The organism is Streptomyces sp. NBC_01390 (genome assembly GCF_045040105.1).
GTDB lineage: Bacteria > Actinomycetota > Actinomycetes > Streptomycetales > Streptomycetaceae > Streptomyces.
On the sequence record NZ_CP109551.1, the window covers coordinates 7454028 to 7480165 of the forward strand.

Annotated in this window: 23 protein-coding genes and 1 pseudogene; 14 read left to right on the forward strand and 10 right to left on the reverse strand. The window is 70.4% G+C overall.

Annotation, left to right across the window (positions count from 1 at the left end; translation table 11 throughout):
* Positions 1-42: 42 nt before the first annotated feature.
* From OG241_RS33665 to OG241_RS33680, 4 genes are read right to left on the reverse strand one after another with little or no spacing between them, the layout of a single operon-like run.
* Entirely contained in the window at positions 43-519 is a 477-nt protein-coding gene (locus OG241_RS33665) for a MarR family winged helix-turn-helix transcriptional regulator (protein WP_405820708.1), read from the reverse strand.
* A gap of 28 nt (positions 520-547) precedes the next feature.
* Positions 548-1336 (reverse strand): energy-coupling factor ABC transporter ATP-binding protein, encoded by a 789-nt coding sequence (locus tag OG241_RS33670; protein ID WP_405820709.1) that lies wholly within the window; start codon positions 1334-1336, stop codon positions 548-550.
* Complete coding sequence (gene cbiQ, locus OG241_RS33675; protein ID WP_405820711.1) at positions 1324-2085, reverse strand: cobalt ECF transporter T component CbiQ; 762 nt, start codon at positions 2083-2085, stop codon at positions 1324-1326. The genes OG241_RS33670 and cbiQ overlap by 13 nt, the downstream gene beginning before the upstream one ends.
* A gap of 1 nt (position 2086) precedes the next feature.
* Positions 2087-3157 (reverse strand): energy-coupling factor ABC transporter permease, encoded by a 1071-nt coding sequence (locus tag OG241_RS33680; RefSeq protein ID WP_405820713.1) that lies wholly within the window; start codon positions 3155-3157, stop codon positions 2087-2089.
* Between the two features lie 149 nt (positions 3158-3306).
* Between OG241_RS33680 and OG241_RS33685 the strand changes: the two genes are divergently transcribed.
* Positions 3307-3654, forward strand: a complete 348-nt coding sequence (locus OG241_RS33685; RefSeq protein WP_405820715.1) for an SsgA family sporulation/cell division regulator — start codon at positions 3307-3309, stop codon at positions 3652-3654.
* A 251-nt stretch (positions 3655-3905) separates the two neighbouring features.
* Here the strand turns inward: OG241_RS33685 and OG241_RS33690 are convergent, their stop codons facing one another.
* On the reverse strand, positions 3906-5594 hold the full coding sequence (locus OG241_RS33690) for a penicillin-binding transpeptidase domain-containing protein (protein WP_405820717.1): 1689 nt from the start codon (positions 5592-5594) through the stop codon (positions 3906-3908).
* 96 nt (positions 5595-5690) lie between these two features.
* On the reverse strand, positions 5691-7325 hold the full coding sequence (locus OG241_RS33695; protein ID WP_405820719.1) for a penicillin-binding transpeptidase domain-containing protein: 1635 nt from the start codon (positions 7323-7325) through the stop codon (positions 5691-5693).
* Positions 7326-7583: 258 nt separating this feature from the next.
* Here OG241_RS33695 and OG241_RS33700 point away from each other — a divergent pair, with 258 nt between their 5' ends.
* Complete coding sequence (locus OG241_RS33700; protein ID WP_405820721.1) at positions 7584-7973, forward strand: hypothetical protein; 390 nt, start codon at positions 7584-7586, stop codon at positions 7971-7973.
* A gap of 54 nt (positions 7974-8027) precedes the next feature.
* On the opposite strand, the gene OG241_RS33705 is transcribed toward OG241_RS33700, so the two are convergent.
* Positions 8028-9770, reverse strand: a complete 1743-nt coding sequence (locus tag OG241_RS33705) for a dolichyl-phosphate-mannose--protein mannosyltransferase (protein WP_405820723.1) — start codon at positions 9768-9770, stop codon at positions 8028-8030.
* Between the two features lie 62 nt (positions 9771-9832).
* Here OG241_RS33705 and rsmI point away from each other — a divergent pair, with 62 nt between their 5' ends.
* The 5 genes and pseudogenes from rsmI to OG241_RS33730 all read left to right on the forward strand — a co-directional run.
* The gene (rsmI, locus tag OG241_RS33710; RefSeq protein WP_405820725.1) at positions 9833-10726 is read left to right on the forward strand and encodes a 16S rRNA (cytidine(1402)-2'-O)-methyltransferase; all 894 of its coding nucleotides are present in this window, start codon (positions 9833-9835) and stop codon (positions 10724-10726) included.
* A 177-nt stretch (positions 10727-10903) separates the two neighbouring features.
* On the forward strand, positions 10904-11314 hold the full coding sequence (locus tag OG241_RS33715) for a hypothetical protein (protein ID WP_405820726.1): 411 nt from the start codon (positions 10904-10906) through the stop codon (positions 11312-11314).
* Positions 11315-11447: 133 nt separating this feature from the next.
* Complete coding sequence (locus OG241_RS33720) at positions 11448-12326, forward strand: TatD family hydrolase (RefSeq protein WP_405820728.1); 879 nt, start codon at positions 11448-11450, stop codon at positions 12324-12326.
* A 103-nt stretch (positions 12327-12429) separates the two neighbouring features.
* Positions 12430-13800 carry a ubiquitin-like domain-containing protein gene (locus tag OG241_RS33725; protein ID WP_405820729.1) on the forward strand — a complete coding sequence of 457 codons (1371 nt, stop codon included), beginning with the start codon at positions 12430-12432 and terminating at the stop codon, positions 13798-13800.
* 316 nt (positions 13801-14116) lie between these two features.
* Positions 14117-14311, forward strand: a pseudogene (locus OG241_RS33730) (transcriptional regulator); the annotation flags it as partial.
* A 54-nt stretch (positions 14312-14365) separates the two neighbouring features.
* On the opposite strand, the gene OG241_RS33735 reads toward OG241_RS33730, so the two are convergent.
* Positions 14366-15298, reverse strand: a complete 933-nt coding sequence (locus OG241_RS33735) for a hypothetical protein (RefSeq protein WP_405820731.1) — start codon at positions 15296-15298, stop codon at positions 14366-14368.
* Positions 15298-15807, reverse strand: a complete 510-nt coding sequence (locus OG241_RS33740) for a hypothetical protein (protein WP_405820732.1) — start codon at positions 15805-15807, stop codon at positions 15298-15300. The genes OG241_RS33735 and OG241_RS33740 overlap by 1 nt, the downstream gene beginning before the upstream one ends.
* A gap of 455 nt (positions 15808-16262) precedes the next feature.
* Between OG241_RS33740 and rsmA the strand changes: the two genes are divergently transcribed.
* The 5 genes from rsmA (at position 16263) to OG241_RS33765 (ending at position 22544) form a co-directional block, all read left to right on the forward strand.
* Positions 16263-17180, forward strand: coding sequence for a 16S rRNA (adenine(1518)-N(6)/adenine(1519)-N(6))-dimethyltransferase RsmA (gene rsmA / locus OG241_RS33745; RefSeq protein ID WP_405820734.1), 918 nt, complete (start codon positions 16263-16265; stop codon positions 17178-17180).
* The gene (locus OG241_RS33750) at positions 17177-18070 is read left to right on the forward strand and encodes a 4-(cytidine 5'-diphospho)-2-C-methyl-D-erythritol kinase (protein WP_405820736.1); all 894 of its coding nucleotides are present in this window, start codon (positions 17177-17179) and stop codon (positions 18068-18070) included. The genes rsmA and OG241_RS33750 overlap by 4 nt, the downstream gene beginning before the upstream one ends.
* A gap of 328 nt (positions 18071-18398) precedes the next feature.
* A complete protein-coding gene (locus tag OG241_RS33755; RefSeq protein WP_405820737.1) occupies positions 18399-19487 on the forward strand; it encodes an N-acetylmuramoyl-L-alanine amidase in 1089 nt (362 codons plus the stop codon).
* Positions 19488-19652: 165 nt separating this feature from the next.
* Positions 19653-20432: an MHYT domain-containing protein gene (locus OG241_RS33760; protein ID WP_405820739.1), complete on the forward strand. Its 780-nt coding sequence runs from the start codon at positions 19653-19655 to the stop codon at positions 20430-20432.
* A gap of 108 nt (positions 20433-20540) precedes the next feature.
* On the forward strand, positions 20541-22544 hold the full coding sequence (locus OG241_RS33765) for a nitrate- and nitrite sensing domain-containing protein (protein WP_405820740.1): 2004 nt from the start codon (positions 20541-20543) through the stop codon (positions 22542-22544).
* 49 nt (positions 22545-22593) lie between these two features.
* Here the strand turns inward: OG241_RS33765 and OG241_RS33770 are convergent, their stop codons facing one another.
* Complete coding sequence (locus OG241_RS33770) at positions 22594-23208, reverse strand: TetR/AcrR family transcriptional regulator (protein ID WP_405820742.1); 615 nt, start codon at positions 23206-23208, stop codon at positions 22594-22596.
* Positions 23209-23320: 112 nt separating this feature from the next.
* Between OG241_RS33770 and OG241_RS33775 the strand changes: the two genes are divergently transcribed.
* Both OG241_RS33775 and dacB read left to right on the forward strand, forming a co-directional pair.
* Positions 23321-24379 carry an aldo/keto reductase gene (locus OG241_RS33775; protein ID WP_405820744.1) on the forward strand — a complete coding sequence of 353 codons (1059 nt, stop codon included), beginning with the start codon at positions 23321-23323 and terminating at the stop codon, positions 24377-24379.
* A 310-nt stretch (positions 24380-24689) separates the two neighbouring features.
* Positions 24690-26069 (forward strand): D-alanyl-D-alanine carboxypeptidase/D-alanyl-D-alanine-endopeptidase, encoded by a 1380-nt coding sequence (gene dacB / locus OG241_RS33780; protein ID WP_405820745.1) that lies wholly within the window; start codon positions 24690-24692, stop codon positions 26067-26069.
* The last annotated feature ends 69 nt before the right edge of the window (positions 26070-26138 follow it).

The following is a 26138-nucleotide window of genomic DNA, read 5'->3' on the forward strand; positions in this document are numbered from 1 at the left end:
AGGGGTGCATCCGTCATCCGGGGGTGCGGACCGCGAATAACCTCAGGTCAGACGGGCGCGATCGGCGGCCACCTGGGCCCGCTCCGCCAGCGCCCACAACTCGCCCCGCAGCCGCGCCACCTCGCCCCCGCTCAGCTCCGTCGCCGCCAGCAGCGCTGCCGGTACGCGGGCCGCGCGCTCCCGGAGTTCCTCGCCGCGCACGGTGACGCGGACGGACACCGACCGCTCGTCCAGCGCCGACCGCTCCCGGCGGACCAGCTCCGCCGCCTCCAGCCGCTTGAGCAGCGGCGAGACCGTGCCGTAGTCGAGGCACAGGGCGGCCGCCAGCTCCTTCACGGTCACCTCGCCGCGCTCCCACAGGACCAGCAGCACGAGGTACTGCGGGTAGGTGAGGCCCAGCTCGTCGAGGAGCGGGCGGTAGGCGGCGGTCATCGCGCGCTGGGCCGCGTACAGCGCGAAGCACAACTGGTCGTCGAGGCGCGGCGACCCGGGGTTGTGCGCGTCCTCTTGTTCGATCACAAGCCCATTGTCACGGATGCCGTGGGCGTCACGCGGTGCGGGCGGAGACGGAACGCGGGTCGAACCCGAAAGGCAGTTCCAGACGGTGGGCGCGCATCAGGTCGTCGTCGGCCAGGAGGTCCCCGGTGGGGCCGTCGGCGGCGATGACGCCCTCGCTCAGGACCAGCGCACGCGGGCACAGCTCCAGGGCGTACGGCAGATCGTGCGTGACCATGAGGACCGTCACGTCCAACGACCGCAGGATGTCGGCCAGTTCGCGGCGCGAGGCGGGGTCGAGGTTGGAGGACGGCTCGTCGAGGACGAGGATCTCGGGCTCCATGGCGAGCACCGTCGCCACGGCCACCCGGCGGCGCTGCCCGAAGGAGAGATGGTGCGGCGGCCGGCCGGCGAAGTCGGCCATTCCGACCAGGTCGAGGGCCGTACGGACGCGCTGCTCCAACTCCTCGCCCTTCATCCCGGCGGCGGCCGGTCCGAACGCGACGTCCTCGCGCACGGTCGGCATGAAGAGCTGGTCGTCGGGGTCCTGGAAGACGATCCCGACCTTGCGTCGGATTTCGGCCATGTGCCGCTTGCCGACGGGCATCCCGGCGACGGTGACCGTGCCCGCCCCGCCGGTGAGGATGCCGTTGAGATGCAGCACGAGCGTCGTCTTGCCGGCCCCGTTGGGCCCGAGCAGCGCTACGCGCTCACCGCGCCCGACCGTGAAGTCGACGCCGAAGAGGGCCTGGTGGCCGTCGGGGTAGGCGTAGGCGAGCCCGGAGACCTCCAGGGAGGCGGGCGCGGGAGCGGAAGCGGCTGAGGTTGTCACAAGGTCCATCCCAGCAGACATACGGCGAGTGCCGTGACGGGCAGGGCGAAGGCGTACGACCACTGCGCCCGGGACGCGCTCACCTCGTCGATGACGGGCATGGAACCGGCGTACCCCCGGCTCACCATGGCCAGATGTACGCGCTCGCCCCGCTCGTACGACCGGATGAACAGTGCCCCGGCGGACTTCGCCAGCACCCCCCAGTGGCGTACGCCCCGCGCCTCGAAGCCCCGTGACTCCCTGGCGATCCGCATCCGCCGCATCTCGTCGGCGATGACGTCGCCGTACCGGATCATGAACGAGGCGATCTGCACCAACAGCGGCGGAAGCTTGAGGCGTTGGAGCCCGAGGAGGAGTTCGCGCAGCTCGGTGGTGGAGGCGAGGAGTACGGAGGTGGCGACGCCGAGGGTGCCCTTGGCGAGCACGTTCCAGGCGCCCCAGAGCCCGTTGACGCTCAGCGACATGCCCAGCACGTCCACCCGCTCGCCCTGCGCCACGAACGGCATGAGCACGGCGAAGGCGACGAAGGGGACCTCGATCAGCAGACGCCTGAGCAGGAAGGCGGCGGGCACCTGGGCGGCGCGGGCCACGGCCGCCAGCAGTACGGCGTACACCGCGAAGGCCCACACCGCCTCGCGGGGCGTGGAGACGACCACGATCACGAAGGTGAACGCGGCTGCGAGCTTGGTGTGCGGCGGCAGCGCGTGCACGGGGGAGTGCGCCTGCCTGTAGAGCCTGTGGGCGTGTCCGGCGCCCATGTCAGACGCTCGTGGGTGAGGTGGAGGCGGCGGTAGTGGTGGTCTCGCTTGTGGTGCTGCGTCTGCGGACCGTCCAGAAGATCCCTGTCCCGGCGACGACCGTGACGCCGACGCCGATCACCCCGGCGAGGCCGCCGGAGAGCCGGCCGTCGGTGATGCCCTCGACGCTGTAGTCGGCGAGCGGGGAGTCGGCGGCGGCGTGGGCCTCGGCCCTGGCGTCGATGCCCTTGTCGGCGGCGACCTTCTCCAGGCCGTCGGGGCTGGCGGAGGCGTAGAAGCTGACGACGCCCGCGAGGACGAGGGAGGCGGCGAGGCCGGTGAGCCAGACGTTGCGGGTGCGGTGGGAGGGGGTGAGGGAGGGGGTGAGTGCCGGCTCGGGGGTCGCGTCCACCAGTTCGCCGCCGACCCGTAGTTGGAGCTTCTGGCGCAGGCCCCGGGCGCCGTACACGAGGTCCGGCCGTACGGCGATGACGGCGCCGACCGTGAACGCGGTGATCGCGGCCTCGCCGAGCCCGATCAGGACGTGCACGCCGACCATGGCGGTGAGGACCCGGCCGATCGGTACGTCCGTCGTGCCGCCGATCGCGTAGACGAGCGTGAAGACGAGGGCGGCGGCCGGTACGGAGAGTGCGGCGGCGACGAACGCGGACACGGTGACCGAACGGCGCTTCCTGGGCAGCACCTTCACCAGTCCGCGGAAGACGGCGTAGGCGACGACGGTCGTCGTCACGGCCATGACCGAGATGTTCACGCCGAGCGCGGTCAGGCCGCCGTCCGCGAAGAGGATGCCCTGCATGAGCAGGACGACGGACACGCACAGGACCCCGGTGTAGGGGCCCACGAGTATCGCGGCGAGCGCGCCGCCGAGCAGGTGTCCGCTGGTCCCGGCGGCGACCGGGAAGTTCAGCATCTGCACGGCGAAGATGAACGCGGCCACCAGACCGGCGAGGGGCGCGATCCGTTCGTCCAGCTCGCGCCGGGCGCCGCGCAGGCTCACGGCGACGGCACCGGCGGCGACGACTCCGGCCGCTACGGAGACGGGGGCGTTGATGAATCCATCGGGCACATGCACCGTCTGATGATAGTGGCTTGTTGCGAACCTTTCGCAAGAGCGAGATGAAAGCAATCTGAGGCGTAAATGGGAAAATATGCGACATTGGAGAGGAAGTGGAAGCGGATCCACAGTTTCCGCACAGGTTACGCAGCGTAAGGGGCAGTCCGATGTCCGTAGTCGAGCAGTACGCGCGAGCCCATATCGTCACGGACACTGAGGACGACGATCGCGACGCGGTCCCGGTGGTCCTGCGCTACGACCCGGACACCGATCCGCGCGCGGTGCGCGTCGGGCTGCCCGGCCCCCACGAGTGGACGTTCTCCCGGTCCCTGCTGGAGGAGGGGCTGCGGGCGCCGGTGGGGTCCGGGGAGGTGCGGGTGTGGCCGTGCGGGCGGGTGCAGGCGGTCGTCGAGTTTCACTCGGCGGGGGGTGTGTCGGTGGTGCAGTTCGAGAGGAAGACGTTGATGCGGTTCCTGCGGCGTACGTATATGGCGGCGGAGCGGGTGTCGAGCTGACGTCGGGGTGTTCGGGTCCCGCCGTCGTTGCTGGGGGCTGCCGCCCCCAGACCCCCGCTCCGGCCCTGAAGGGGCCTTGTCCTCAAGCGCCGGACGGGCTGGATATGCCTGGGTCTGGGCTGTAGAAGCGGTGGGGGCCGGTGGGTGGGAAAGAAGCCGGCCCTGAACGGGCCTTGTCCTCAAACGCCGGACGGGCTGGAAATGCGGGCCTGGTCCTCAGGTGCCGGACGGGCTGGAAATGTGGGCCTCCGTTACGAACCCGCGCGCAGCAGCGCCGCCACGATCGGGCCCGCCGTACTGCCGCCGTGGCCGCCCTCCACGACCACTCCCGCGCCTGCCAGGTCTCCCCGGTATGCCGTGAACCAGCCGTTCGGCTTGTCCTGGCCGTCGACCTCCGCGGAGCCCGTCTTCGCGCCGTAGTTCGGGCCGAGGCCGGCCATCGCCTCCGCCGCGGTTCCGTATGCCGCCGTGTACTGCATCAGCTCCCGCAGCTGCGACAGCGTCGACGACGACATCGTCCGCGCGGCCGTCGCCAACGTACGGCCGTCCACGTCCGGTGAGACCAGGTACGGCTGGTGGAAGACGCCGGAGCCGACCGTCGCCGCCACCGACGCCATGTTGAGGGGGTTCATCCGCACCCCGCCCTGCCCGATCAGCGACGCGGCCATCTGGGCCTGCGACTGCACCGGCACCGAGCCGTCGAAGGTCGAGACGCCGATCGCCCAGTTGTCCATGCCGAGGCCGAACACCTGCTGCGCCTGCTTGGTCAGACTGTCGTTGTCGAGTTTGGGCGCCTGGCTGATGAAGGCCGTGTTGCAGGACCGCGCGAAGCTCGCCTTGAACGTGCCGCCCTTGATCTCGAACTTGTCGTCGTTCTGGAACTTCCAGCCGCCGTACGTCGAGAACTTCGGGCAGGGGTGCGGCTTGTCCGGTGACGCGAGGTTCTTCTCGATCAGCAGCGACGACGTGATGACCTTCATCGTCGAGCCCGGCGCCAACGAGCCCTGGAACGCCGTGTTGAAGCCGTGCGACTGGTTCGCCACCGCCAGGATCTCGCCCGTCGAGGGGCGCAGCAGCACCACCGACGACTTCGGCTTCTTGGCCACCTGTGCCTCGGCCGCCGTCTGCAGGGCCGGGCTCAGCGTCGTCTTCACGGTGCCCGGTGTGCCCTTGCTCAGCTCCAGCAGCGTCTTGTCGGCCGACTTGGCCGCCTTGGACTCCTTGCCGCGCACGACACGCAGCTCGATGCCCGCCTTGCCGCCGGCCTTCTTGCCGTACTTCTCCCTGAGGCTGTCCAGGACAGTGCCGAGTGAGGGGTACTTGGCAACGGTCAGCTCACCGCCGTCCCGGTCGACGGCCTTGATCGGCGGGGTGCCGGACTCCCCGGTGAGGAGTCTGTCGCCGTCCGCCAGGTCGGGGTGGATCACCGACGCGTGCCAGTCGACCAGCGGCTTCCCGTCGGACGTACGGCGGACCACGGTCAGGGCGCTCTCGTAGGTGAGCGGCTTGCTCGTGTCGCCGTACTTCACCGTGCCCTTGACCGTGAAGGGGACCTTGGCGCCCGTCGCCGTGCCCGGGGTGATCGTCACGCCGGAGATGTGGGCGTCCTTGGTGTAGCCGGTGAGGAGGGTGGCGGCCGATGACGTGGTGTCGTTCGTCGACGCCGCCGCAGCAGCGACCTTGCCCGTCTGCCAGGACGTAAGGAACCGGGTGGCGACCGCCTTGACCTGGGTCGCGGGCACCGGGCCCGTCGGAACCGACGGCTTCTTGTCGGCCGTGGCGGCCGTCGAGGAACCGTCCTCGGCCGCCGCTCCGCCGCCGTACAGCGCGTACACGCCGAAACCGGCGCCGCCGACGACCACGGCGATCATCCCGCCGACCACGGCGGGTCTGGTCTTGCGTGCACTCCGTCGCTCGGCGACGCGCCTTCTGTTGCCCACAGCTCCCGATCCTCCGCGAAATCCCCAGGGTCCCCGTTGCCCTCATGCACCTCAACGACAACGACCACCCTAGAGTCCCGTTCCGCGAGGGTGAGTTCAGCCTCCGGTCCGTAGCACGGCTGCGACAATCGGGCCCGCCGCGTCGCCGCCGTGGCCGCCCTCCTGGGTCATGGCCGCCGCCGCGATGTCGCCCCGGAATCCGGTGAACCAGCTGTTGGACTTGGCCTGCCCGTCCACCTCGGCCGACCCCGTCTTCGCCCCGATGTCCCCGCTCAGCCCGGCCATGGCCTGCGTCGCGGTGCCCTGCGTCGCCGTCATCCACATCATCTGCTTGAGCTGCGCGGACGTGCTCGCCGGGAGGCCCTTCGCCGTCGCCAGCTCACGCTTGTCCAGGTCGGGCGAGATGAGGTACGGCTGGCGGAACTCGCCCGTGATCGCCGTCGCCGTCACCGACGCCATGTTCAGCGGGCTCATCTGGACCTGGCCCTGGCCGATCGCGTTGGCCGCGCGGTCCGGGCCGGGGGAGGCGGGGACACTGCCGTCGAAGGACGTGATCCCGGTCTTCCAGTTGTCCTGCCCGAGCCCGAACCGCTCCTGCGCCTCGGTCGTCAGCGACTCGTCGGTGAGCGGGTTCGCGTCGGTGCCGTCGATCAGCTTGATGAAACCCGTGTTGCAGGAGCGCAGGAAGTCGTTGGCGAGGGTGGCGTTCTCGTTCGGTGCCATGCCCTTGAGGTTGCTGAAGGTCTGGCTTTTCCAGACCGCGGTCGACGTGCAGGGCGCCGGCCCGTTCATCGACGTCACGCCGTTGTCTATCAGCGTCGCCGCCGTGATGATCTTCATCGTGGAGCCCGGCGCCAGCGTCCCCTCGAAGGCCGCGTTGAACTGGTCCTTGCGGTGGTTGGCGACCGCCAGCACCTCACCGGTGCTCGGCTGTACGGCGACCACGGACGACTCGGAGAACTTGAGCACCGCCTTCTCGGCGGCGGCCTGCGCACTCGCGCTCAGCGTCGTCTCCAGCTTGCCCGGTGTGCCCTCGGCGAGGGTCACCAGCGAGGTGTCGGCGATGTTCGTGTCGGCGTGCCTGACCATCAGCTCGATACCCGGCTTACCGCCCGCCTTGTCGCCGTAGCGCGCCCGCAGGGTGTCCAGGATCGGCCCGAGGGAGGGGTACTTCTCCTTCGTCAGGACCTTGCCGTCGCGGTCCACGGCCTCGATCGGCGGGCTGCCGGCCTCCCCGGTGACGAGTGAGTCCCCGACGGCCTTGAGGCCGGGATGGACGACCGACGGCTTCCAGTCGACCAGCGCCTTCCCGGTCGTCGTACCCCGGACGACCGTCAGGCTGCTGGTGTAGGCGAGCGGCTTGCTCCTGCCCTGGAAGGACACCGTGGCCTTCACCGAGAAGGGCACGGTCGCTCCGGTGGCCGTCCCGGGGGTGATCTTCAGGCCGGTGATGTGCGCGGTCGCGCTGTAGTCGCCGATCAGCGTGGCCGCCGGTGCCGCGTTGTTCGTGAGCTGGGCGGCAGCCTGCGCCTGCCCCTTCTCCCAGGCCGCGAAGAACTCCTCGCTGGTCTCCGCGATCTCGTCCTTCGACGGCGGCCCGGTCTTCACCGTCTCCGTACCGCCGCTGTCCTCGTTGAGCGCGGACACGACGTTGAACACGCCGTACCCGGCCCCTCCGACCATCACCGTGAACACGGACCCGACGATGGCGGCCTTCGCTCCCTTGCGCATGCGTACTTCCCCTCCCCGTTGGCCACAGCACTGTATGTGGGCCGAGGGGCTGCTGTGGGGAGTGTTGCCATGATGTTGTCTACATCTCGTCTGACGAGTCGATGCGCCGCCGGTCCGTCACCGTCTGCCCGATCACGTGGGTTTACCCGTACGTACGTCACAGGTTTACCCACACCTCATACCAGGATGGGACGGCAGTAAGCGCACGGAATGCCACGATCTCCCCCTGAGGCAGCCACATCTCACGGGAGACACCTCATGAAAAAGAAGATCGCCGTCTCGCTCGGTGCTGCCGCACTGCTCCTCGCGGCAACCGCGTCCCCGGCCGGCGCGAGTTCCAACACGTACTCCGCCACGATCAAGGCCGGCTCCGCGCTGGCGTGTTACGCATCGATAAAGAATGACGTCGAAAGCAATCACCACTCGGACGTACAAGGGTTCTTCGAGGCGTATTCGGGCTTCGGGTGCGAAGGCTGGCTGGAACGGAAGACCGACGCCTACAACTGGAAGCGGGTCTCGGACCTCTACTTCGTCCCGAGCGGCGAGTGGCGGAAGACCGCATGGCACTGGAACGGCGGCAGTGCGCAGTCGCGGGTCTGCATAGTCCTCACCGCGAACAGCGTGAAGGAATGCTCGACGGGCCTCTGAGCATCGGCGCGCGGCGACGGCCCGCACTTTTCGGTGCGGGCCGTCCGGGGGCGGCTAGACCCAGGTGTCCAGCCACATCCGTGAACGCCAGCTGTCGATGGGAATCGCCGTCCCCGTGTACAGCGGCCAGAAGTAGATGAAGTTCCACGCGATCAGCAGCACCAGCACACCCGCGCCCGCCGCACCCGCGACCCGACGCCGTTCGCTCGAACCCGGTGGGCCGACGATCGCGCCGATCATCATCGCCAGGGCCAGGCACAGGAACGGCAGGAAGACGATCGCGTAGAAGAAGAAGATCGTGCGCTCCTGGTACATGAACCAGGGCGCGTAGCCCGCCGCGATCCCGCAGGCGATGGCGCCCGCCCGCCAGTCGCGCCGGAACAGCCAGCGGTACAGGACGTACAGGACGGCGAAGCAGGCCGCCCACCACAGGAGGGGTGTGCCGAGGGCCAGGACCTCGCGGGCGCACTGCTCGCCCGCGTTGGTGGGGCAGCCGTCCTTGCCGGGGGCGGGGGACTCGTAGAAGAACGAGACCGGGCGGCCCAGGACGAGCCAACTCCACGGGTTCGACTGGTAGTTGTGCGGGGTGTGCAGGCCCACGTGGAACTCGTACACCGCGTGCTCGTAGTGCCAGAGGCTGCGCCACCAGTCGGGGAACAGCCACGACCAGCTGCTGCCCTTGCCCTCGGTCGCGGCCCAGTTGCGGTAGTAGCCGCCGGTGCCGTCCGACGGGGAGAGGATCCAGGCCGTCCAGGAGAGCAGGTAGGTGAGGACGGCCACCGGGACCGTCGAGAGGAACGCCCAGCCCAGGTCGTGCTTGACGACCGCCTGGTACGGGTGGCGGGCGCCGGCGACCTTGCGGGAGCCGACGTCCCACAGCACCGCCATCACACAGAACGCGACCAGGATGTACAGGCCGTTCCACTTGGTGCCGATGGCCAGACCCAGCATCAGACCCGCGAGCAGGCGCCAGGGGCGGAAGCCGAGGAGTGTCGTCTCGGCGATGTGCGCGTCCGGTCGTACGGCGCCGTCCGCGTCCGGTGGCAGCGCCGCCGCCAGCCGTTCGCGGGCCTTGTCGCGGTCGATGACCAGACAGCCGAAGGCGGCGAGGACGAAGAACTGCAGGACGCCGTCGAGCAGTGACGTGCGGCTCATCACGAAGGCCAGGCCGTCCACCGCCATCAGCGTGCCCGCCAGGCAGCCGAGGAAGGTGGAGCGGAAGAGACGGCGCCCGAGGCGGCACAGGATCAGGACCGACAGCGTGCCCAGCAGCGCCGTCATGAAGCGCCAGCCGAACGGATTGAACCCGAACATCCATTCGCCGAGCCCGATGACGTACTTCCCGACCGGCGGGTGTACGACATAGGCCGGGTCGGTCGGGACGGGCACGTGCCCGTCGGTCTTCAGGATCAGGTCGTTGACGTCCTTGTCCCAGCTGACCTCGAAGCCGCGGTGGATGAGACCCCACGCGTCCTTCGCGTAGTACGTCTCGTCGAACATCACCCGCTTCGGACTGCCCAGGTCCCAGAAGCGCAGCAGACCCGCCAGCAGCGTCACCAGCAGCGGGCCGCCCCAGCCGGACCAGCGCGTGATCCGGTCGGTGAGGGTCGGCGGCAGCCCGAGGGTCGCCCAGAGGCGGGGGCTCGGCTTCGTGTACGGCGGCACCAGCCGGTCCCGGACATCGCTTCTCGGCTGCGCCGTGTATCCGTAGCGGCGCAGTCGCTGCTGCCACGCCGGCCGCTGCTCTGGCGAGGGTGCGGTCTGCCGGGTGTCCGTGGAGGGCGCGGTACTGGTCACCGCGCCATCGTAGGGAACAGCGCTGTGTGCGTCCCGTGGAAGGGCCCTGCGAGGATGGAAACGTGACAGGAACACTGGTTTTGGCAGGCACTCCCATCGGCGACGTCACGGACGCGCCGCCCCGGCTCGCGGCGGAACTGGAGGGCGCCGACGTCATCGCGGCCGAGGACACCCGGCGGCTGCGCCGGCTCACCCAGGCGCTCGGTGTGCAGCCGAAGGGCCGGGTGGTGTCGTACTTCGAGGGCAACGAGGCGGCGCGCACCCCCGAACTGGTCGAGGCGCTGCTCGGCGGGTCGCGGGTGCTGCTGGTGACGGACGCGGGCATGCCGTCGGTGTCCGACCCGGGGTACCGGCTGGTCGCCGCCGCCGTGGAGAAGGATGTGAAGGTGACGGCCGTACCGGGCCCGTCGGCGGTGCTCACCGCGCTCGCGCTCTCCGGGCTGCCCGTCGACCGGTTCTGCTTCGAGGGCTTCCTGCCGAGAAAGGCGGGCGAACGCCTCTCCCGCCTCCGGGAGGTGGCACAAGAGCGCCGCACCCTCGTCTACTTCGAGGCCCCGCACCGCCTCGACGACACCCTCGCCGCCATGGCGGAGGTGTTCGGCACGGACCGACGGGCCGCCGTCTGCCGGGAGTTGACGAAGACGTACGAGGAGGTCAGGCGCGGTCAACTGGCGGAGCTGGCGGAGTGGGCGGCCGAGGGCGTACGGGGTGAGATCACCGTCGTCGTCGAGGGCGCCCCCGAGAAGGACGGCGGGGAGATCGGGGCCGAGGAACTGGTGCGGCGGGTGCGGGTGCGGGAGGAGGCGGGGGAGCGGCGCAAGGAGGCCATCGCGGCCGTTGCGGCGGAGGCGGGGCTGCCCAAGCGCGAGGTGTTCGACGCGGTCGTGGCGGCGAAGAACGCGCAGGGTGCGGGCGGTACCGGTGGCACGGGGACTGCGACGCCGGTCACGCCATAAGGGGGCAAAGACGGACGGCGAACGGCAAAGCCCAGACCTCGGATCCGGGCCGTTCCGACAAGGAATGGCCAAGACGCCTTCAACAGTCGACAGGTCTGATGCCTTCGCGGCGGCAGAGGCGTCCACTGGTTCACAGGGACGCACCCGTCCTGTGTCCAGCGGACAAGAGGAGCTGGCATGAGCGAGATCACCGGCCACCGCAGCACGGCCACCGCCGTCGTACACGAGTCGTATTCCTTCGCCTGCATGCGCTGCGGGCACGGCTGGGAACAGTCGTACGAGATCGAGCACCACACCGACACCGAGGGCGGCCAGATGGTGATGTACGTGGCGGAGGGCCGCGTCGTCCCGTCCCCGCTGACCCGGCCCACCTGCCAGAACTGCGACGGCCATGTCGTACGCATCATGCGCGCGGGCCAGGTGTCGTCGGTGCAGAACTCGATGCAGCGGCAGCGCACGGCGCCCAGGGCGGTCCCCGTGGCCGACGAGGCTTCAGGGACACCGGACGAGGCTTCAGGGGCACCGAAGGAAGACCATCACTGGCACCTCTCGGATCTCCTCCACCCCTTCCACCGCAAGGCGAGTTAGGCTCCGCCGGCTGGGTAGTCCGTCTGCTGCGGGCCGGTGGGGGCCGGCCGCGCCCACGCGGCGGAGCCGCAGAGTGAAGCAGTCCCGCGCCCCTTTGGGGCGCGGGTCTTCCGCTCTTCGTAGGATCAGGGGCATGCCCGCCAAGTCCCGTGCCGCCGAAGCCCCGCCGCTGCCCGAACCCCTCCGGGTGCCGGTCGCCGACTCCCACACCCACCTCGACATGCAGTCCGGCACCGTCGCGGAAGGCCTCGCCAAGGCCGCGTCGGTCGGGGTGACGACGGTCGTCCAGGTCGGCTGCGACCTCAAGGGCTCCCGCTGGGCCGCCGAGACGGCCGCCACGTACGAGAGCGTGCACGCGACCGTCGCCCTGCACCCCAACGAGGCCCCCCGCATCGTCCACGGCGACCCCGACGGCTGGTCCCGGCAGGGCGCGCGGGTGCCCGGCGGAGACGCCGCCCTCGACGAGGCGCTCGCGGAGATCGACCGGCTGGCCGGACTCCCGCAGGTCAAGGGCGTAGGCGAGACGGGACTCGACTACTTCCGCACCGGGCCCGAGGGCAAGGCGGCCCAGGAGCGGTCCTTCCGGGCGCACATCGAGATCGCCAAGCGGCACGGCAAGGCACTGGTCATCCACGACCGGGACGCCCACGCCGACGTCCTTCGGGTCCTGAAGGAGGAGGGCGCCCCCGAGCGGACCGTCTTCCACTGCTACTCCGGGGACGCGGCGATGGCCGAAGTCTGTGCGGCGGGCGGCTACTTCATGTCCTTCGCCGGCAACATGACCTTCAAGAACGCCCAGCCGCTGCGCGACGCGCTCGCGGTGGCACCCCTGGAGCTGGTCCTCGTCGAGACGGACGCGCCCTTCCTCACCCCGGCGCCGTACCGGGGCCGGCCCAACGCTCCCTATCTCATCCCGGTCACCCTGCGGGCGATGGCCGAGGTGCGGGGCATCGACGAGGACACGCTGGCGACGGCGATCGCGACCAACACCGCACGTGCCTTCGATTACTGACAGCACTGACGTGCGTTGACGCTCGGTAGTCGCGTCGCTTTGGAGAGTGACGGCCGCTCCGCTAGGTTCTGGTGCCCGTCGCCGGAACCTGGAGCGTGTCGTCGTGAGCAGTTCGCCGCCGTACGAGACGTACAGCCCTGTGGGCGGGCCACCGCCGCCATACGAGGGGTACGACCCGCACACCGCAGAGACGGTGGCGTACGGGGTGCTGCCGTACGCGGACACGTACCGGCCCGCCTATGAGCCCCCGGCGCCCCCGGAGCCCCCGGAGCCGCCGCTGCCGCCGCCCGGGCTGCCCCGGCAGCAGGCGGCGAACGGGCGGGCCCGGGACGGACGGTCCCGCGAGGGGCGGGCGGCCAGGCGCCGCAAGGGCTCCGAACGGCCCGACGCCATCCGCCGGTTGCTGCCGCAGGCACTCGTCGTGGCGTTCCTGGCGGGCGGTACGACGGCCTTCGTCGCCAAGGACAAGGCGATCGAACTGAACGTCGACGGCAAGCCGCGCACCCTGCACACCTTCGCCGACGACGTGACCGAACTGCTGGCCGACGAGGGGGTCGCGGTGGGCGCCCACGACGTCATCGCCCCCGCGCCGGGCACCGCACTGGCCAGCGGCGACGAGGTCCACGTCCACTACGGGCGACCCGTACGGATCACTCTGGACGGTGAACGGCGTGAGGTGTGGACGACGGCACACACGGTGGAGGAAGCACTCAGGCAGCTCGGGGTGCGCGCGGAGGGCGCGTACCTGTCGCTCGCGCGCTCCCAGAAGATCGGCAGGCACGGGCTCACCATCGACGTCCGCACCGAGCGCACGGTGACGATCATGGCGGACGGCCGGGCCCGCACGATCCGTACGAACGCGGCGACGGTCGGCGAGGCGGTGCGGGAGGCCGGGATCACCCTGCGCGGCGAGGACACCCTGTCGGTGGCCGCCGGGAGCTTCCCGCGCGACGGCCAGGCGGTGACGGTGCTGCGGGTGACGGGCTCCACGGAGGTACGCGAGGAGGAAATCCCCTACGACGTCCGGCGCACCCAGGACGCGTCCCTGTTCAAGGGCACGGAGATCGTCGACCAGGCGGGCAGCCCGGGCCTGCGCCGGGTCACCTTCGCCCTGCGCGCGGTCAACGGCGTGAAGCAGAAACCACGCCGGGTGCGCACGGAGGTGGTCCGCGAGCCCCGGGCCCAGCTGGTGAGGGTCGGCACGAAACCCCTGCCGACCTCGGTGCGGGGGGCGGACCATCTGGACTGGGGTTCCCTGGCGGCCTGCGAGTCCGGGGGCCGCCCGAACGCGGTGGACCCGTCGGGCACGTACGGCGGCCTGTACCAGTTCGACACCCAGACCTGGCAGAGCCTGGGCGGCTCCGGGCGCCCCCAGGACGCGACGGGCGCGGAGCAGACGCTGCGGGCGAAGAGGCTGTATGTGAAGCGGGGGGCGGGGCCCTGGCCGCATTGCGGGGGGCGGTTGCACGGGTAGGAGCTGTCTCCCGGACCTGGATGTGATTCGTGCGCAGGGCGGGGCGGTTCTTGACCGACTGCAGGACGCGGCCTGACACCCGCCCTCTTGGTGGCTGTCCGGTTCTCGATCCGCAAGGACGGCATCCGGTATGGTCCTTGGCTTTCCGGGCCCGCTTCGCGGAACGCACGCTCTGGCGCTAGGCCGCGGGGACACGTGCCGCTGGGCGGCCGCCGACGGCACCGGCGCCCGCGAGTTCGCACCACACCAACTTGCCCCGGTTCCCGAACCGGGACAGCGGCTGCCATCCCCAGAGATCGGCACAGGCCCGCACCATGCCCAGGCCGCGCCCGTCCTCGAACTCTCCGGTGCGGACCACATCACCGTGCGCGTCATCCCCTTCGACCTGGACGGGTTCGCCGGCGCCGCGGGCGCCATGACCTACGCGGCAGGCACCGTAGCCAAGCTGGACACGGTGGAGGCGGTGTCGCTCGACCCCGGACGGTCGCGTGACTTCATCCACGGGCGATGAGCACGGCCCCGGGTCCATCGGCCAGTCCTCCGGAGACAAGCGCGGGGCCGCGTTTCAGGGTTGCGGCACGAGTTGCACCCGGATGTCGTCGGCGTACGGCAGGACGATCGTCTGGTCCCGGCCGAGTTGCCACTGCGGGCTGACCAGAAACAGCCGTCCGCCGGACGACAGCAGCAGCCGGAATCCCCGGTAGCGGTGGCGGTACTCCCGCCCGCTCTCGCCGGCTTTTCCGAGACGGGTCGCGGTCACCCCCGTCGGCAGCCACTCCATCGGTTCCTTGGTGTCGATGACGACCTCGGGGCGGTCACCCAGAGCGCTCGCATCCTCCTCGCCCCGGCCGTTGCCGTACGCCCACGCCAGCTGCGTCGATGCCCAGAACAGTCCGGCCACCCCCAGCGCGAGTACGCACATCACGCCGTTCCTGGCCATGCGCTGTGACAGTAGCGGGCGCCCGCGCTGGCGGCCGTAGATCCAGGTCCCGTACGCCACCGCCGCAGGTCCGAAGGCCAGGGCCAGCGGCACGATGCCGAACTTCACGCTCGTGTCGGAACTCTGGACGAACATGCCGATGAGCGCCTCACCGATCAGGAGGACGCCGACGAGAACGAAGCCGTACGCGAGGAAGGCGGCGGCGGACGCGTCGTCCCCCGCGTCGCGGGCCAGCACCCATGTGACGAGGGCGTGGATCGCCACGAGGGCCAGGACGCCGAGGAAGATCATTGCCGCCGGGACGAAGACGACTTCCATGCCGTCGAGCATCAGGCTCTGGTTGGACCGGCCGGTCATGTCCACGGGGACGCCGAAGTAGGCGTATCGCGCGCGAGTGGCGACGTAGCCGAAGTAGATCAGCAGCGCGGTCGCGAGCGTCGTCGGACCGAGTGCCTCCGCGAGGTGCCGGACACGGGCGGAGACGGGCTGCTGGTCGGGGGGTTCGGCCGGCGGTTGCGGTTGCGGTTGCGGTTGCGGCGGTGCGTCGTCGGCCGTCATCACTGTTCCGGGGCGGTGGGGGTGGTCGGGGTGTCCGGTGGGGGGTTGACGGGCTGGGGTGGGTTGTCGCCCGGGGGTGTCGTGGTGGGCGGGCCGTCGCCAGAGATTTCCGTCGTCATGGTGGACGAGGCGCGGATCAGTACAGGGTCCTTGGGTGTCGGCGGTGGACCGCCCGCCTTCAAGGCGTTTTTGCACGGATCGGTCGTGGCGTTCTCGCACAGGAAGGTGAAGGCGGCCGTCGCGGTGATCTGGTATTCGCCGGATGGGGCCCCCGACGGGAGGGTCGTGCCCGCCTCGCACCGCCCGTCCTTGACCAGCCGGGCGCCGACGCACGTGGGACGGTCGGGGCAGTCGGCGTTGCCGGAGTGGAGCGCCGGGTTATTCGGCCCCGCCGGCCCGTCGGTCACGGTGAAGGAGACGCTTGTGATGTTCGCGGCCGTGCCGTAGGTGTTCATGAACATCACACAGCCATTCTCGTCGTCCGCGCCGGCGAGGTTCAGCCCGTTCACGTGAATCGACCGCCGACCCCCTCCACCCGTCTTGCCACCGCCCGGTGTACGACTCCCGTCCCCGGTCGCGCTCCCTGTCGTCTCTCCGGTTCCCGACGTCTCTCCGGGATCCGACGCCTTCCCGGACCCCGTTGCCTTCCCGGACCCCGTCGTTCCCCCATCGGACCCCGTCGTTCCCCCGTCCGTGTCATCCGATGGCGCCGTGGCATTGGTCGTCTCCGCGCTGTTGCTACTCGTCCTCTCGCTTCCGGTAGTGGCCGACCTGACCAGCCACAGGACACCGAGCACCGCGATCAGACCGAGGACCGTTGTCATCACGGAGAGACGGGTACGTGAAGTTGACATATTCGGACGATAAGGGACCTTTTCCAGGCTTTCCTCCTGGATTACTCCGCAGTGCTTCGCCCCCAGGCCGCCCGCACACCCCCACCCCCCACCCCCCGTACCCTGGACCCGTGAGTACCAGCCCCGCCCCCGATGCGCCCTCCACCCCCGACGCCCTGTTCGGCGCTGCCGACATCCGTGAGCTGGCCGGCGCCCTTGGTGTGCGGCCGACCAAGCAGCGCGGGCAGAACTTCGTGATCGACGCGAACACGGTCCGCCGTATCGTGCGCACCGCCGGTGTGCGGCCCGATGACGTGGTCGTCGAGGTCGGGCCGGGGCTCGGGTCCCTCACCCTCGCGCTGCTGGAGGCCGCCGACCGGGTCGTGGCCGTCGAGATCGACGACGTGCTGGCCGGGGCCCTGCCCGCCACGGTCGCCGCCCGGATGCCCACCCGGGCAGACCGGTTCTCGCTCGTCCACTCCGACGCCATGCGCGTCACCGAACTCCCCGGGCCCCCGCCCACCGCACTGGTCGCGAACCTCCCGTACAACGTCGCCGTGCCCGTGCTGCTGCACATGCTGGAGACGTTCCCGAGCATCGAGCGGACGCTGGTCATGGTGCAGGCCGAGGTCGCCGACCGGCTCGCCGCGCCGCCCGGGTCGAAGGTGTACGGCGTCCCCTCCGTCAAGGCCAACTGGTACGCCGAGGTCAAGCGGGCCGGTTCCATCGGGCGCAACGTGTTCTGGCCCGCGCCCAACGTCGACAGCGGGCTCGTCTCGCTCGTCCGGCGGGCCGAGCCGCTGAAGACGACCGCCGACCGGCGTGAGGTCTTCGCGGTCGTGGACGCCGCCTTCGCACAGCGCCGCAAGACCCTGCGTGCCGCCCTCGCCGGGTGGGCCGGGTCGGCCGCCGCCGCCGAGGTCGCCCTCGTCGCCGCGGGTGTCTCCCCGCAGGCCCGCGGCGAGTCGCTGAGCGTCGAGGAGTTCGTCCGCATCGCGGAGAACAAGGTCGAAGAGAAGACCGATCACGAGGAGTCCGGGCAGCTGTGAGCGTGACGGTACGGGTTCCCGCCAAGGTCAACGTCCAGCTCGCGGTGGGTGCCGCGCGCCCCGACGGCTTCCACGACCTCGCCAACGTCTTCCTCGCCGTCGGCCTCTTCGACGAGGTGACCGTCACCCCGGCGGCGGAACTCCGGATCACCTGTGACGGGCCCGACGCCGCCCAAGTCCCCCTCGACGGTACGAATCTCGCCGCCCGCGCCGCCGTCGCGCTCGCCGAGCGGTACGGCCGTACGCCCGCCGTGCACATCCACATCGCCAAGGACATCCCCGTCGCTGGGGGCATGGCAGGCGGCAGTGCCGACGGCGCCGGTGCGCTGCTCGCCTGCGACACGCTGTGGGGGACCGGCGCCTCGCGCGTCGAACTCCTCGACATCTGCGCCGAGTTGGGCAGCGATGTGCCGTTCGGTCTGGTGGGCGGGGCCGCACTCGGGATCGGGCGCGGGGAGAAGCTGACCGTTCTGGAGACCGGGGGCACCTTCCACTGGGTGTTCGCGATGGCCGAGCGCGGGCTGTCGACGCCCGCCGTGTTCCGGGAGTTCGACCGGCTGGTCGCTGACAGTGAGGTTCCGGTGCCCGTAGCCTCGCCCCAACTCCTCGGCGCACTCGCCAAGGGCGACCCCGAGGCGCTCGCCGCAACCGTCTCCAACGACCTTGAGCCCGCTGCCCTTTCGCTCTTCCCCGCCCTCGCCGACACCCTCGCGGCGGGCCGCGCGGCGGGTGCGTTGACCGCGCTGGTCTCGGGTTCCGGCCCGACGACCGCGTTTCTCGCCCGCGACGCGGAGGCCGCACAGCAGGTGGCACGGGCACTGTCCGCGTCCGGCACCTGCCGGTCCGTACGCGTTGCCGCAGGACCGGTACCGGGCGCGACCGTGCTGTGACGGTGAACACACAGAGTTACTTCTGAGTTAACCCATTTTTCCGACCTCCACAGGGAATTCACCGTTCCTTGGCCTGAGGGAGCGCAGGTGGGGCGGACGTGACACGTAGGGTCTTTTCAACTTCAAGCACTCGCCGTCCGTCGCAGGGCTCGTCGCCTCTCACGAGTCCCCTGGGTGCGCGCGATGGCGTGGGGTCCCCCTTGAGTTGCCAACTGCCCCAGCACTTCCGGAAGGCATCTCCGTGTCCGTACCTCCCCCCTCCTCTCCCTCCTCCACTCCTTCACCCTCTCCCTCCCACCGCCGGAAGGTTCCCCTCACCCGGCGCGGCGTGATCGGCGCCGCGGGCGCTGTCGCCGTCGGCGGCGCGCTGACCCCGGTGGTCTTCGCGGCCACCAACGGCGAGGACTCCGCGTCCGGTACGACGGTCAGCTCGTCCGGCACCGACGGCACCGAGCCGCAGAAGTTCCCGGCCACCCGTACCGAGGCCGCCACCGGCACCACCGAGGCCAAGGCGGCCTTCGCTATCTCGTACGTCGGTGTGCGCTGGGGCGGTGCGGCGGACGGCGCCGGGATCAGGTTCGCGGACGGTGCCTCCGCGCCCGGCAAGTGGCAGGAGCTGAGCGGCGGTTGCGCGACCGTCGAGGACGGCGGCACGGCGCTGGTGGCGGCGGGGGACGCCACCGCGTACGAGCTGAAGCTGCCCGACGGGGCGAGCGCGGGCGGGGCGCTGTCGCTGGCGATCGACACGACCGGCGGGGCCGGCAAGACCTTCCGGGTGCCGACCGAGCCGACCCGGGTGCGCGGGGTGCAGTACCTGTCGCGACCGGCGTGGGGGGCCGACGAGTCGAAGCGGTACAAGGACGGCAAGGTCAACTCGCCCGAGGTGTACTACCCGTTCCAGACGGTCACCGTCCACCACACCGACACCCCGAACGCCGACCCCGACCCGGCGTCGACCGTGCGCGGCATCTACGAGTACCACGCGATCACCCTCGACTGGGGCGACATCGGCTACCACTTCCTCATCGACGAGGCGGGCGACGTCTACGAGGGCCGCTACTCCGGCGACGACCTCATCCCGGCCTTCGACAAGGACGGCAAGCTCGTCACCGCCTTCCACACCGGCGGCTTCAACTCCGGCAACCTCGGTATCGCCCTCATCGGCACGCTGGTCGACCAGCCGCCGACGGACGCGGCCAAGGCGTCGCTGATCCGCCTGATCAAGGTGATCGCCCGCTTCAAGGGCCTGGACCCGCAAGCCAAGTTGACCTATGTGAACCCGGTCAACGGCGTCACGAAGGACGTCAACGCGATCAGCGGCCACCGCGACTGGCTGTCGACCGACTGCCCCGGCCAGACGATGTACGACCTCCTCGGCGAGGTCCGCACGGCTGTCGCCGACGGCAAGTCCGCCTGAACACGCCCTTCGCCTGGTCAGGCCGTCCGCCTGACCATGGCGTCCGCTTGATCGTGGCGTCCGCCTTGTCACGACATCCCTGATCACGGCATCCGTGATCCCCGCTCACCTGCGGTACTACCCGGGCGCGGCCCCCTGCCCGCGCCCGGGCGAGAGGAACTCCCCATGGGCCACATGGACCACTTCAGTGCCGGATGGGTCACCCCCGTTCTCTCCTACGCCATGGCCTGTCTGGGCTCGGCACTCGGACTGCGCTGCACGGTGAGGGCGTTGGACTCCGACGGCTCCTCCAAGCGGAACTGGCTGACGCTGGCCTCGTTCGCGATCGGGTCCGGCATCTGGACCATGCACTTCGTCGCGATGATGGGCTTCAGCGTCGAGGGCACCCCCATCCGCTACGACGTCCCGCTGACCATCGTCAGCCTCGTCACCGCGATCACCGTCGTCGCCGCCGGTGTCTTCACCGCCGGGTACGGCCGCTCCCGCGTCAGGTCGGTGATCCTCGGCGGCCTCGGCACCGGTCTCGGCGTCGCCGCCATGCACTACGCCGGCATGTACGCGCTCAACCTGCACGGCGACATCTCGTACGACCCGCTGCTCGTCGTAGCCTCCGTCGCGATCGCCGTCGTCGCTGCCACCGCCGCGCTGACCCTCACGCTCATCGTGCGCGGGCCCGTGCTGGCGACGATCGCCGCGCTGGTCATGGGCCTCGCGGTGAGCAGCATGCACTACACCGCGATGTTCGCGGTCAAGGTCACACTCGCGCCCAGCAGCGCGGAGCTGCCGGGGGCCACGTCCACGGAGTTCCTGTTCCCGCTGGCCGTACTGCTCGGGTCGTTCCTGTTCCTGGCGTCGGCGTATGTCGCGCTGTCGCCCACTGGGCAGCGGGCGGAGTCGGCGATCGCGGCGGAGCTGCTCCGCGAGGTCGAGCTGTCCACCGCCTGATTCGCCCCCCCCAAGACCCCCCTTTCGCGCTGAACGCGCTCGTCCTCACTCCCCGGACAGGCCGAAAAGCACCAAGAACCACCAAGAACATCGAGGTTCCCCATGAGCATGGCTCGCACATCCGAACGGCTGCGCCCCAGATCCGTCCGGGCGAAGATCGTCGCCCTGCTGATGCTGCCCGTCGTCTCCCTCATGGCTCTGTGGAGCTTCGCGGCGGTCACCACCGCTTCCACCATCGGTGACGCCGAACGGGCCAAGGAGGTCAACTCCGAACTGCTCGCCCCGGTCGCCGACTTCGTCACCGCGATACAGACCGAGCGCACCGTCGCCGCCCGCTACGCCGGCGACCCCGGGGCCGGCGACTCGGACGTCCTGACCCGGACCCAGGTGGCCACCGACAAGGCGGCCGAGGCCCTGCTCGACGGTGTCAACTCCACCAGCTCCGACGCGACGCTCCTCAACTCCGCCCTGCCCGACCGCCTCGGCAGGCTCACCGACGACGTCAAGGGACTCACGGCGCTGCGCGCGTCGGCCACCGGCGACAGCAACGCGAAGCAGACCGCCGCCACGGCCTCCGCCGCCTCCGCCGCGAACAAGGCGTTCACGGCGTACACCGGCTTCGTCGAGGACGCCTTCGCCGTCACCGGCGCGCTCACCGGAGAGAAGGGCACGACCACCGCCTCCGAGGCCCGCGTCGTCCTCGAACTCGCCCGTGCCCGCGAGGCCGTGGCCCAGGAACAGGCACTCCTCGCGGCGGGCGCCGCCTCCGGAAAGCTCACCGGCGAGCAGTACGCGCTGTTCGTCGGCGCGGTCACCGTCCAGCGCGGTCTGCTGAAGCCGGCGGTCGCCGATCTGCGGCCCGAACACCAGAAGGCGTACAACGAGCTTCTGCAGAGCGGGAGTTACCGTCAGCTGGTGGAGACCGAGAACCGCGTACGCAGTGCCGGAGCCGGCGAATCGGCGGTCGGCGACGGTCTGTTGAGGGGCTGGGACAACGCTGCGAGCGGTGTGCTGCGCGCACTCGGCACCGCCGAGACCGAGGCTGGTACGGCGGCTGCGGCCAAGGCGAACCCGTTCGGCTGGGCCACGCTCGGCACCTCCGGAATCGCCGTGATCCTGGGCCTCGTAGGCGTGTTGCTGTCCCTCCTCGTCTCCGTGTCGGTCGGCCGGGGGCTGATCGTGGAGCTGCTCGACCTGCGCAACTCGGCCCTCGAAGTGGCCGGCCGCAGGCTTCCGCAGGCCATGCGGCGGCTGCACGCCGGGCAGGGCGTCGACATCGACGCCGAGGCCCCGCTGCGCCGACTCGCCGGGGACGAACTCGCCCAGGTGGGCACCGCGTTGACGGCCGTACAGCGGGCGGCGCTCAAGGCCGCCTCCGAACGCGCCGAACTCCTCAGCGGCATCTCCGGCGTGTACGTCAGCCTCGCCCGCCGCAGTCAGGTGCTGCTGCACCGCCAGCTCGACATCCTCGACCGGCTGGAGCAGCGCCCGCGCGACCCCGCCGAGCTGCACGAGCTGTACCGCGTCGACTACCTCGCCACCCGGATGCGCCGCCACTCCGAGAGCCTTCTCATCCTCTCCGGCATCGCGCCCGGCCGCGGCTGGCGGGACCCGATCCCACTGGCGGACACCCTGCGCGCGGCGGTGTCCGAGATCGAGGACGCGAGCCGCGTCGAGCTCTGGCCGGTCCCCCGGGTGTCGCTGAACGGCGGCTCGGTGGCCGACGTCATCCATCTGCTCGCCGAACTCGTCGAGAACGGGGCGTCGTTCTCCCCGCCCAGCACCAAGGTGCGGCTGCGCGCGGCCCGGTTGAGCGACGGGGTCATCATCGAGGTCGAGGACAGCGGCTTCGGCATGAAAGAGGACGCGATGGCCGACGCCAACCGCAAGCTCCGCTCGGAGAAGGTCGACCTCCTCGACGCCAAGCAGATCGGCCTGTTCGTGGTGAACCGCATCGCGGCACGCCAGGGCCTACGCGTCGAACTCCGCGACTCCCCGAACGGCGGCGTCACCGCGGCGGTCCTCATTCCCGAGAACCTCCTCCGCGACGACATGCCCGGCCAGTCCCTGGCACCGGCGGCGGCACTGATTCCGCAGCAGCGGGGCGAGTAGACCTCGCTGACCTCCTGACTGTTCCTTATCAATCCCCATTCATCCTTATTCACCCCCGCACGAATTTACCCGCGCGCGCTGCGGCTGCGGCGGTCTCGGCGGCTCGGTCCGCCGCTGCTTCGTCGAGGCGGTCGCCGGTGGTCAGCAGGCGGTAGTAGAGGGGGGCGGAGACGGCGCGGATCACCTCGTTGCCATCGGTGCCCTCGGGCACCTCGCCCCGGTCGACAGCTTGCTGGACGCAGGGGGCCCACTCCCTGACGCGGATGTCGTAGAAGCGGTGCAGTGCCTCGGCCGTCTTCGCCTCGCAGGTGGCGGCGGCGATCACTGCCTTGAACAGCGATCCTTGCCGAGGGTCGGCCAAGGTGCTCTGCACGAGCCGGGCGTTTGCCTTGAGGTCGCCGAGCAGTGAGCCGGTCTCGGTCCGTGGCAGCGACTGCTCCGCCATGTCCAGCAGCAGGTCGGCCACCAGGCCGGTCACCGTTCCCCAACGGCGGTACACGGTGGTCTTGCCCACCTCGGCACGGCGCGCGACGTCGGCGAGGTCCAGCTTGGCGAAGCCCTGCTCGGCCAGGGCGTCCCCGGCCGCCCGCAACACCGCCGCCCGCACCCTCGCCGTACGCCCTCCAGGACGGACGGTCCCCGGGTCAACACCCTCGAACTCCATAAAGGGACTCCAGTTTCATTAATGGCGCATGCCTGCTACCGTACCGCTGACTGCCACTAATGGAACTGTAGAGCCATTAGCGGGCCGCGGGCAACGAGATGGGGAAACAGTCATGGAATACAGACGACTGGGTGCATCCGGCCTCAAGGTCTCCGAACTGAGCTTCGGCGCCGGCACTTTCGGCGGCCAAGGACCGCTGTTCGGTGCCTGGGGCAACACCGATGCGCGGGAAGCGCGCCGTCTCGTGGACATCTGCCTGGACGCCGGAATCACCATGTTCGACACCGCCGACGTCTACTCCGGCGGTGCTTCGGAGGAGGTGCTGGGCGAGGCGATCAAAGGCCGCAGGGGCCAGGTGCTCGTGTCCACCAAGACCAGCCTGCCGATGGGCGACGGTCCGGGCGACGCGGGCTCCTCTCGTTCGCGTCTGATCACCGCGTGCGAGGACGCCCTGCGCCGGCTCGGCACCGACTACCTCGACCTGTTCCAACTGCACGCCTACGACGCCGGCACGCCGATCGAGGAGGTCCTGTCCACGCTCGACGATCTCGTACGAGCGGGAAAGGTCCGCTACGTCGGCATCTCCAACTTCTCCGGATGGCAGGCCATGAAGTCCCTCTCGATCGCGGAGAGGTACGGCCACCCGCGCTATGTCGCACATCAGGTCTACTACTCCCTCGTCGGCCGCGACTACGAGTGGGAGCTGATGCCGCTCGGGCTGGACCAGGGACTCGGCGCCCTCGTCTGGAGCCCCCTCGGCTGGGGACGCCTCACCGGCAGGATCCGCCGGGGCCAACCCCTGCCGGCCGGTAGCCGACTGCACCACACCGCGGACTTCGGCCCCCCGGTCGAGGACGAACTCCTCTACCGGGTGGTCGACGCCCTCGAAGAGATCGCACAGGAGACCGGCAGGACAATCCCGCAGGTCGCCATCAACTGGCTGCTGCAGCGGCCGACCGTCTCCTCCGTCATCATCGGCGCCCGCAACGAGCAACAGCTCCGCGAGAACCTCGGTGCCGTCGGCTGGACGCTCACCCCCGACCAGTTGACGAGACTCAACGCGGCGAGCGCCAGGACAGCGCCCTACCCGCACTTCCCCTACCAACGCCAGGAAGGCTTCGCCCGCCTCAACCCGCCAGTGGGCGAGAGCGTGCCGCTGCCTGACGCGTGACATCGACGTTGAAGCTGCTGGAGCGCCGGAGCGCCGGAGCGCCGGAGCGCCGGAGCGCCGGAGCGCCGGAGCGCCGGACGCGAATCCCGGTCACGGGCGTCGGGGCCACCCTCATAAGGTCGCGTGCGGAAGGTCTGAGCGTGGAGTGTGCCAACTCGTGATCCTCGTCTCTTACTTGTGAGTTGCCTGTCGGGGCCATGACGTCATGGGATCACTGGTGAGGTACAAATCATTCGCGCCCCAGGGGCCAACTGCCTTCCCACCGCGTCGGCTTGTGCTTCCGCCGACGCACATCACGGAAAGTCCCCCCATGAACGACAGCACCGAAGTCGTAGTCCCGCCCACCTTCACGCCGGGTGGTCGCCACGGGCACCGCAAGCCGAGACAGCTCGGTGCGGGCGCCCGCCGCGCCCTGGTCCTGGCTCTGGCCGTGCCCGTCGCGTCGGCGGCCCTCGTCGGACCCTCGGCCTTCGCCGCCGACGGGAACACCACCGCGACGGCCCCCGACACGGCCCCGGACACGAACGAAGGCCTCGACACCGCCGACCAGGCGATCGCCGCGAACCTCGACACCCGCGTCGTCGACGCGCGCCTGGGCACCAACGTCAGCGGCGTGGTGCTGGACGCCGAGTCGAACGGCACCGTCTGGGACCACAACGCCGCCACCGCGCTGATGCCGGCGTCCAACACCAAGCTCGCCACCGCGACCGCCGCCCTGACGGTGCTCGGCCCGGACCACCGGTTCAAGACGAGGGTCGTCTACGGCGACGGCACCCTCACCCTCGTCGGCGGCGGCGACCGGACGCTGACCAGCGCGGACCTCGCCGAAATGGCCAAGGACGCGGTGGCCGGGCTCAAGGCCGCGGGCCTCACCGGCGTGAAGGTCGCCGTGGACGACAGTCTCTTCCCCGAACCGACCCTGGCCAACGGCTGGAAGCCCGACTACTTCCCCGGCGACGTCGCTCCGGTCCGCGCCCTCGTCGTCGACGGACACAGCGTCGACGACACCTCGATCGACGCCGGACAGGTCTTCGCCCAGCAACTCGCCGCCGACGGCGTCACCGTGGACGGCGAGATCACCCGCCGGACGGCGAGCATCACCGACGTACCGGTGGCCCGCCACACGTCCGCGAACCTGTCGGACATCGTCCACCACATGATCAAGGTCAGCGACAACAACACCGCCGAGACCCTGCTGCGGATGACCGCGCTGGGCGCCGGCCAGCCCGCCACGTTCGAGGGCGGCACGGCGGTCGTACGCGATGTGCTGAGCCGGCAGTACGGAGTGTCGCTGCAGAACTTCGAGATGTACGACGGGAGCGGCCTCTCCCGTGCCAACCGCATCCCGGCCCGGACCCTGGCGGAGATCCTCGACCTGCTGACGGAGAAGCGCTACGAGCCCCTGCTTATCTCGATCCGTGACGGACTCCCGGTCGCGGGCGAGGCAGGCAGCACCCTCGGCCCGGAGTGGGGCCGCTTCGACGACGCGAACTCGCAGTGCGCCGTGGGCAAGGTGTACGCGAAGACCGGCACCCTCACCGGCGCCATCGCACTGAGCGGGCTGACCCAGGGCAAGGACGGCCGGTGGAAGGTCTTCTCCTTCGTGGAGAACGACTCCACGGCCGCCGGCAGCGCCATCAAGGACGCGATGGACGGCCTCGCCGCGACCGTCAACGGCTGCTGGGCCTGACACAAGCGTGCGGCCCCGGGCGCGGTGGGACCGCCCCGGGGCGCGCGTTCCACGCCCCCTGTGCGAGGA

Coding starts and splice junctions, on each gene's coding strand:
- OG241_RS33670 (WP_405820709.1), bottom strand. CDS start 1,336: ATGGACCTTGTGACAACCTCAGCCGCTTCCGCTCCCGCGCCCGCCTCC.
- cbiQ (WP_405820711.1), bottom strand. CDS start 2,085: ATGGGCGCCGGACACGCCCACAGGCTCTACAGGCAGGCGCACTCCCCC.
- OG241_RS33685 (WP_405820715.1), top strand. CDS start 3,307: ATGTCCGTAGTCGAGCAGTACGCGCGAGCCCATATCGTCACGGACACT.
- OG241_RS33695 (WP_405820719.1), bottom strand. CDS start 7,325: ATGCGCAAGGGAGCGAAGGCCGCCATCGTCGGGTCCGTGTTCACGGTG.
- OG241_RS33700 (WP_405820721.1), top strand. CDS start 7,584: ATGAAAAAGAAGATCGCCGTCTCGCTCGGTGCTGCCGCACTGCTCCTC.
- OG241_RS33715 (WP_405820726.1), top strand. CDS start 10,904: ATGAGCGAGATCACCGGCCACCGCAGCACGGCCACCGCCGTCGTACAC.
- OG241_RS33720 (WP_405820728.1), top strand. CDS start 11,448: ATGCCCGCCAAGTCCCGTGCCGCCGAAGCCCCGCCGCTGCCCGAACCC.
- OG241_RS33735 (WP_405820731.1), bottom strand. CDS start 15,298: ATGACGGCCGACGACGCACCGCCGCAACCGCAACCGCAACCGCAACCG.
- OG241_RS33760 (WP_405820739.1), top strand. CDS start 19,653: ATGGGCCACATGGACCACTTCAGTGCCGGATGGGTCACCCCCGTTCTC.
- OG241_RS33765 (WP_405820740.1), top strand. CDS start 20,541: ATGGCTCGCACATCCGAACGGCTGCGCCCCAGATCCGTCCGGGCGAAG.
- OG241_RS33770 (WP_405820742.1), bottom strand. CDS start 23,208: ATGGAGTTCGAGGGTGTTGACCCGGGGACCGTCCGTCCTGGAGGGCGT.
- OG241_RS33775 (WP_405820744.1), top strand. CDS start 23,321: ATGGAATACAGACGACTGGGTGCATCCGGCCTCAAGGTCTCCGAACTG.
- dacB (WP_405820745.1), top strand. CDS start 24,690: ATGAACGACAGCACCGAAGTCGTAGTCCCGCCCACCTTCACGCCGGGT.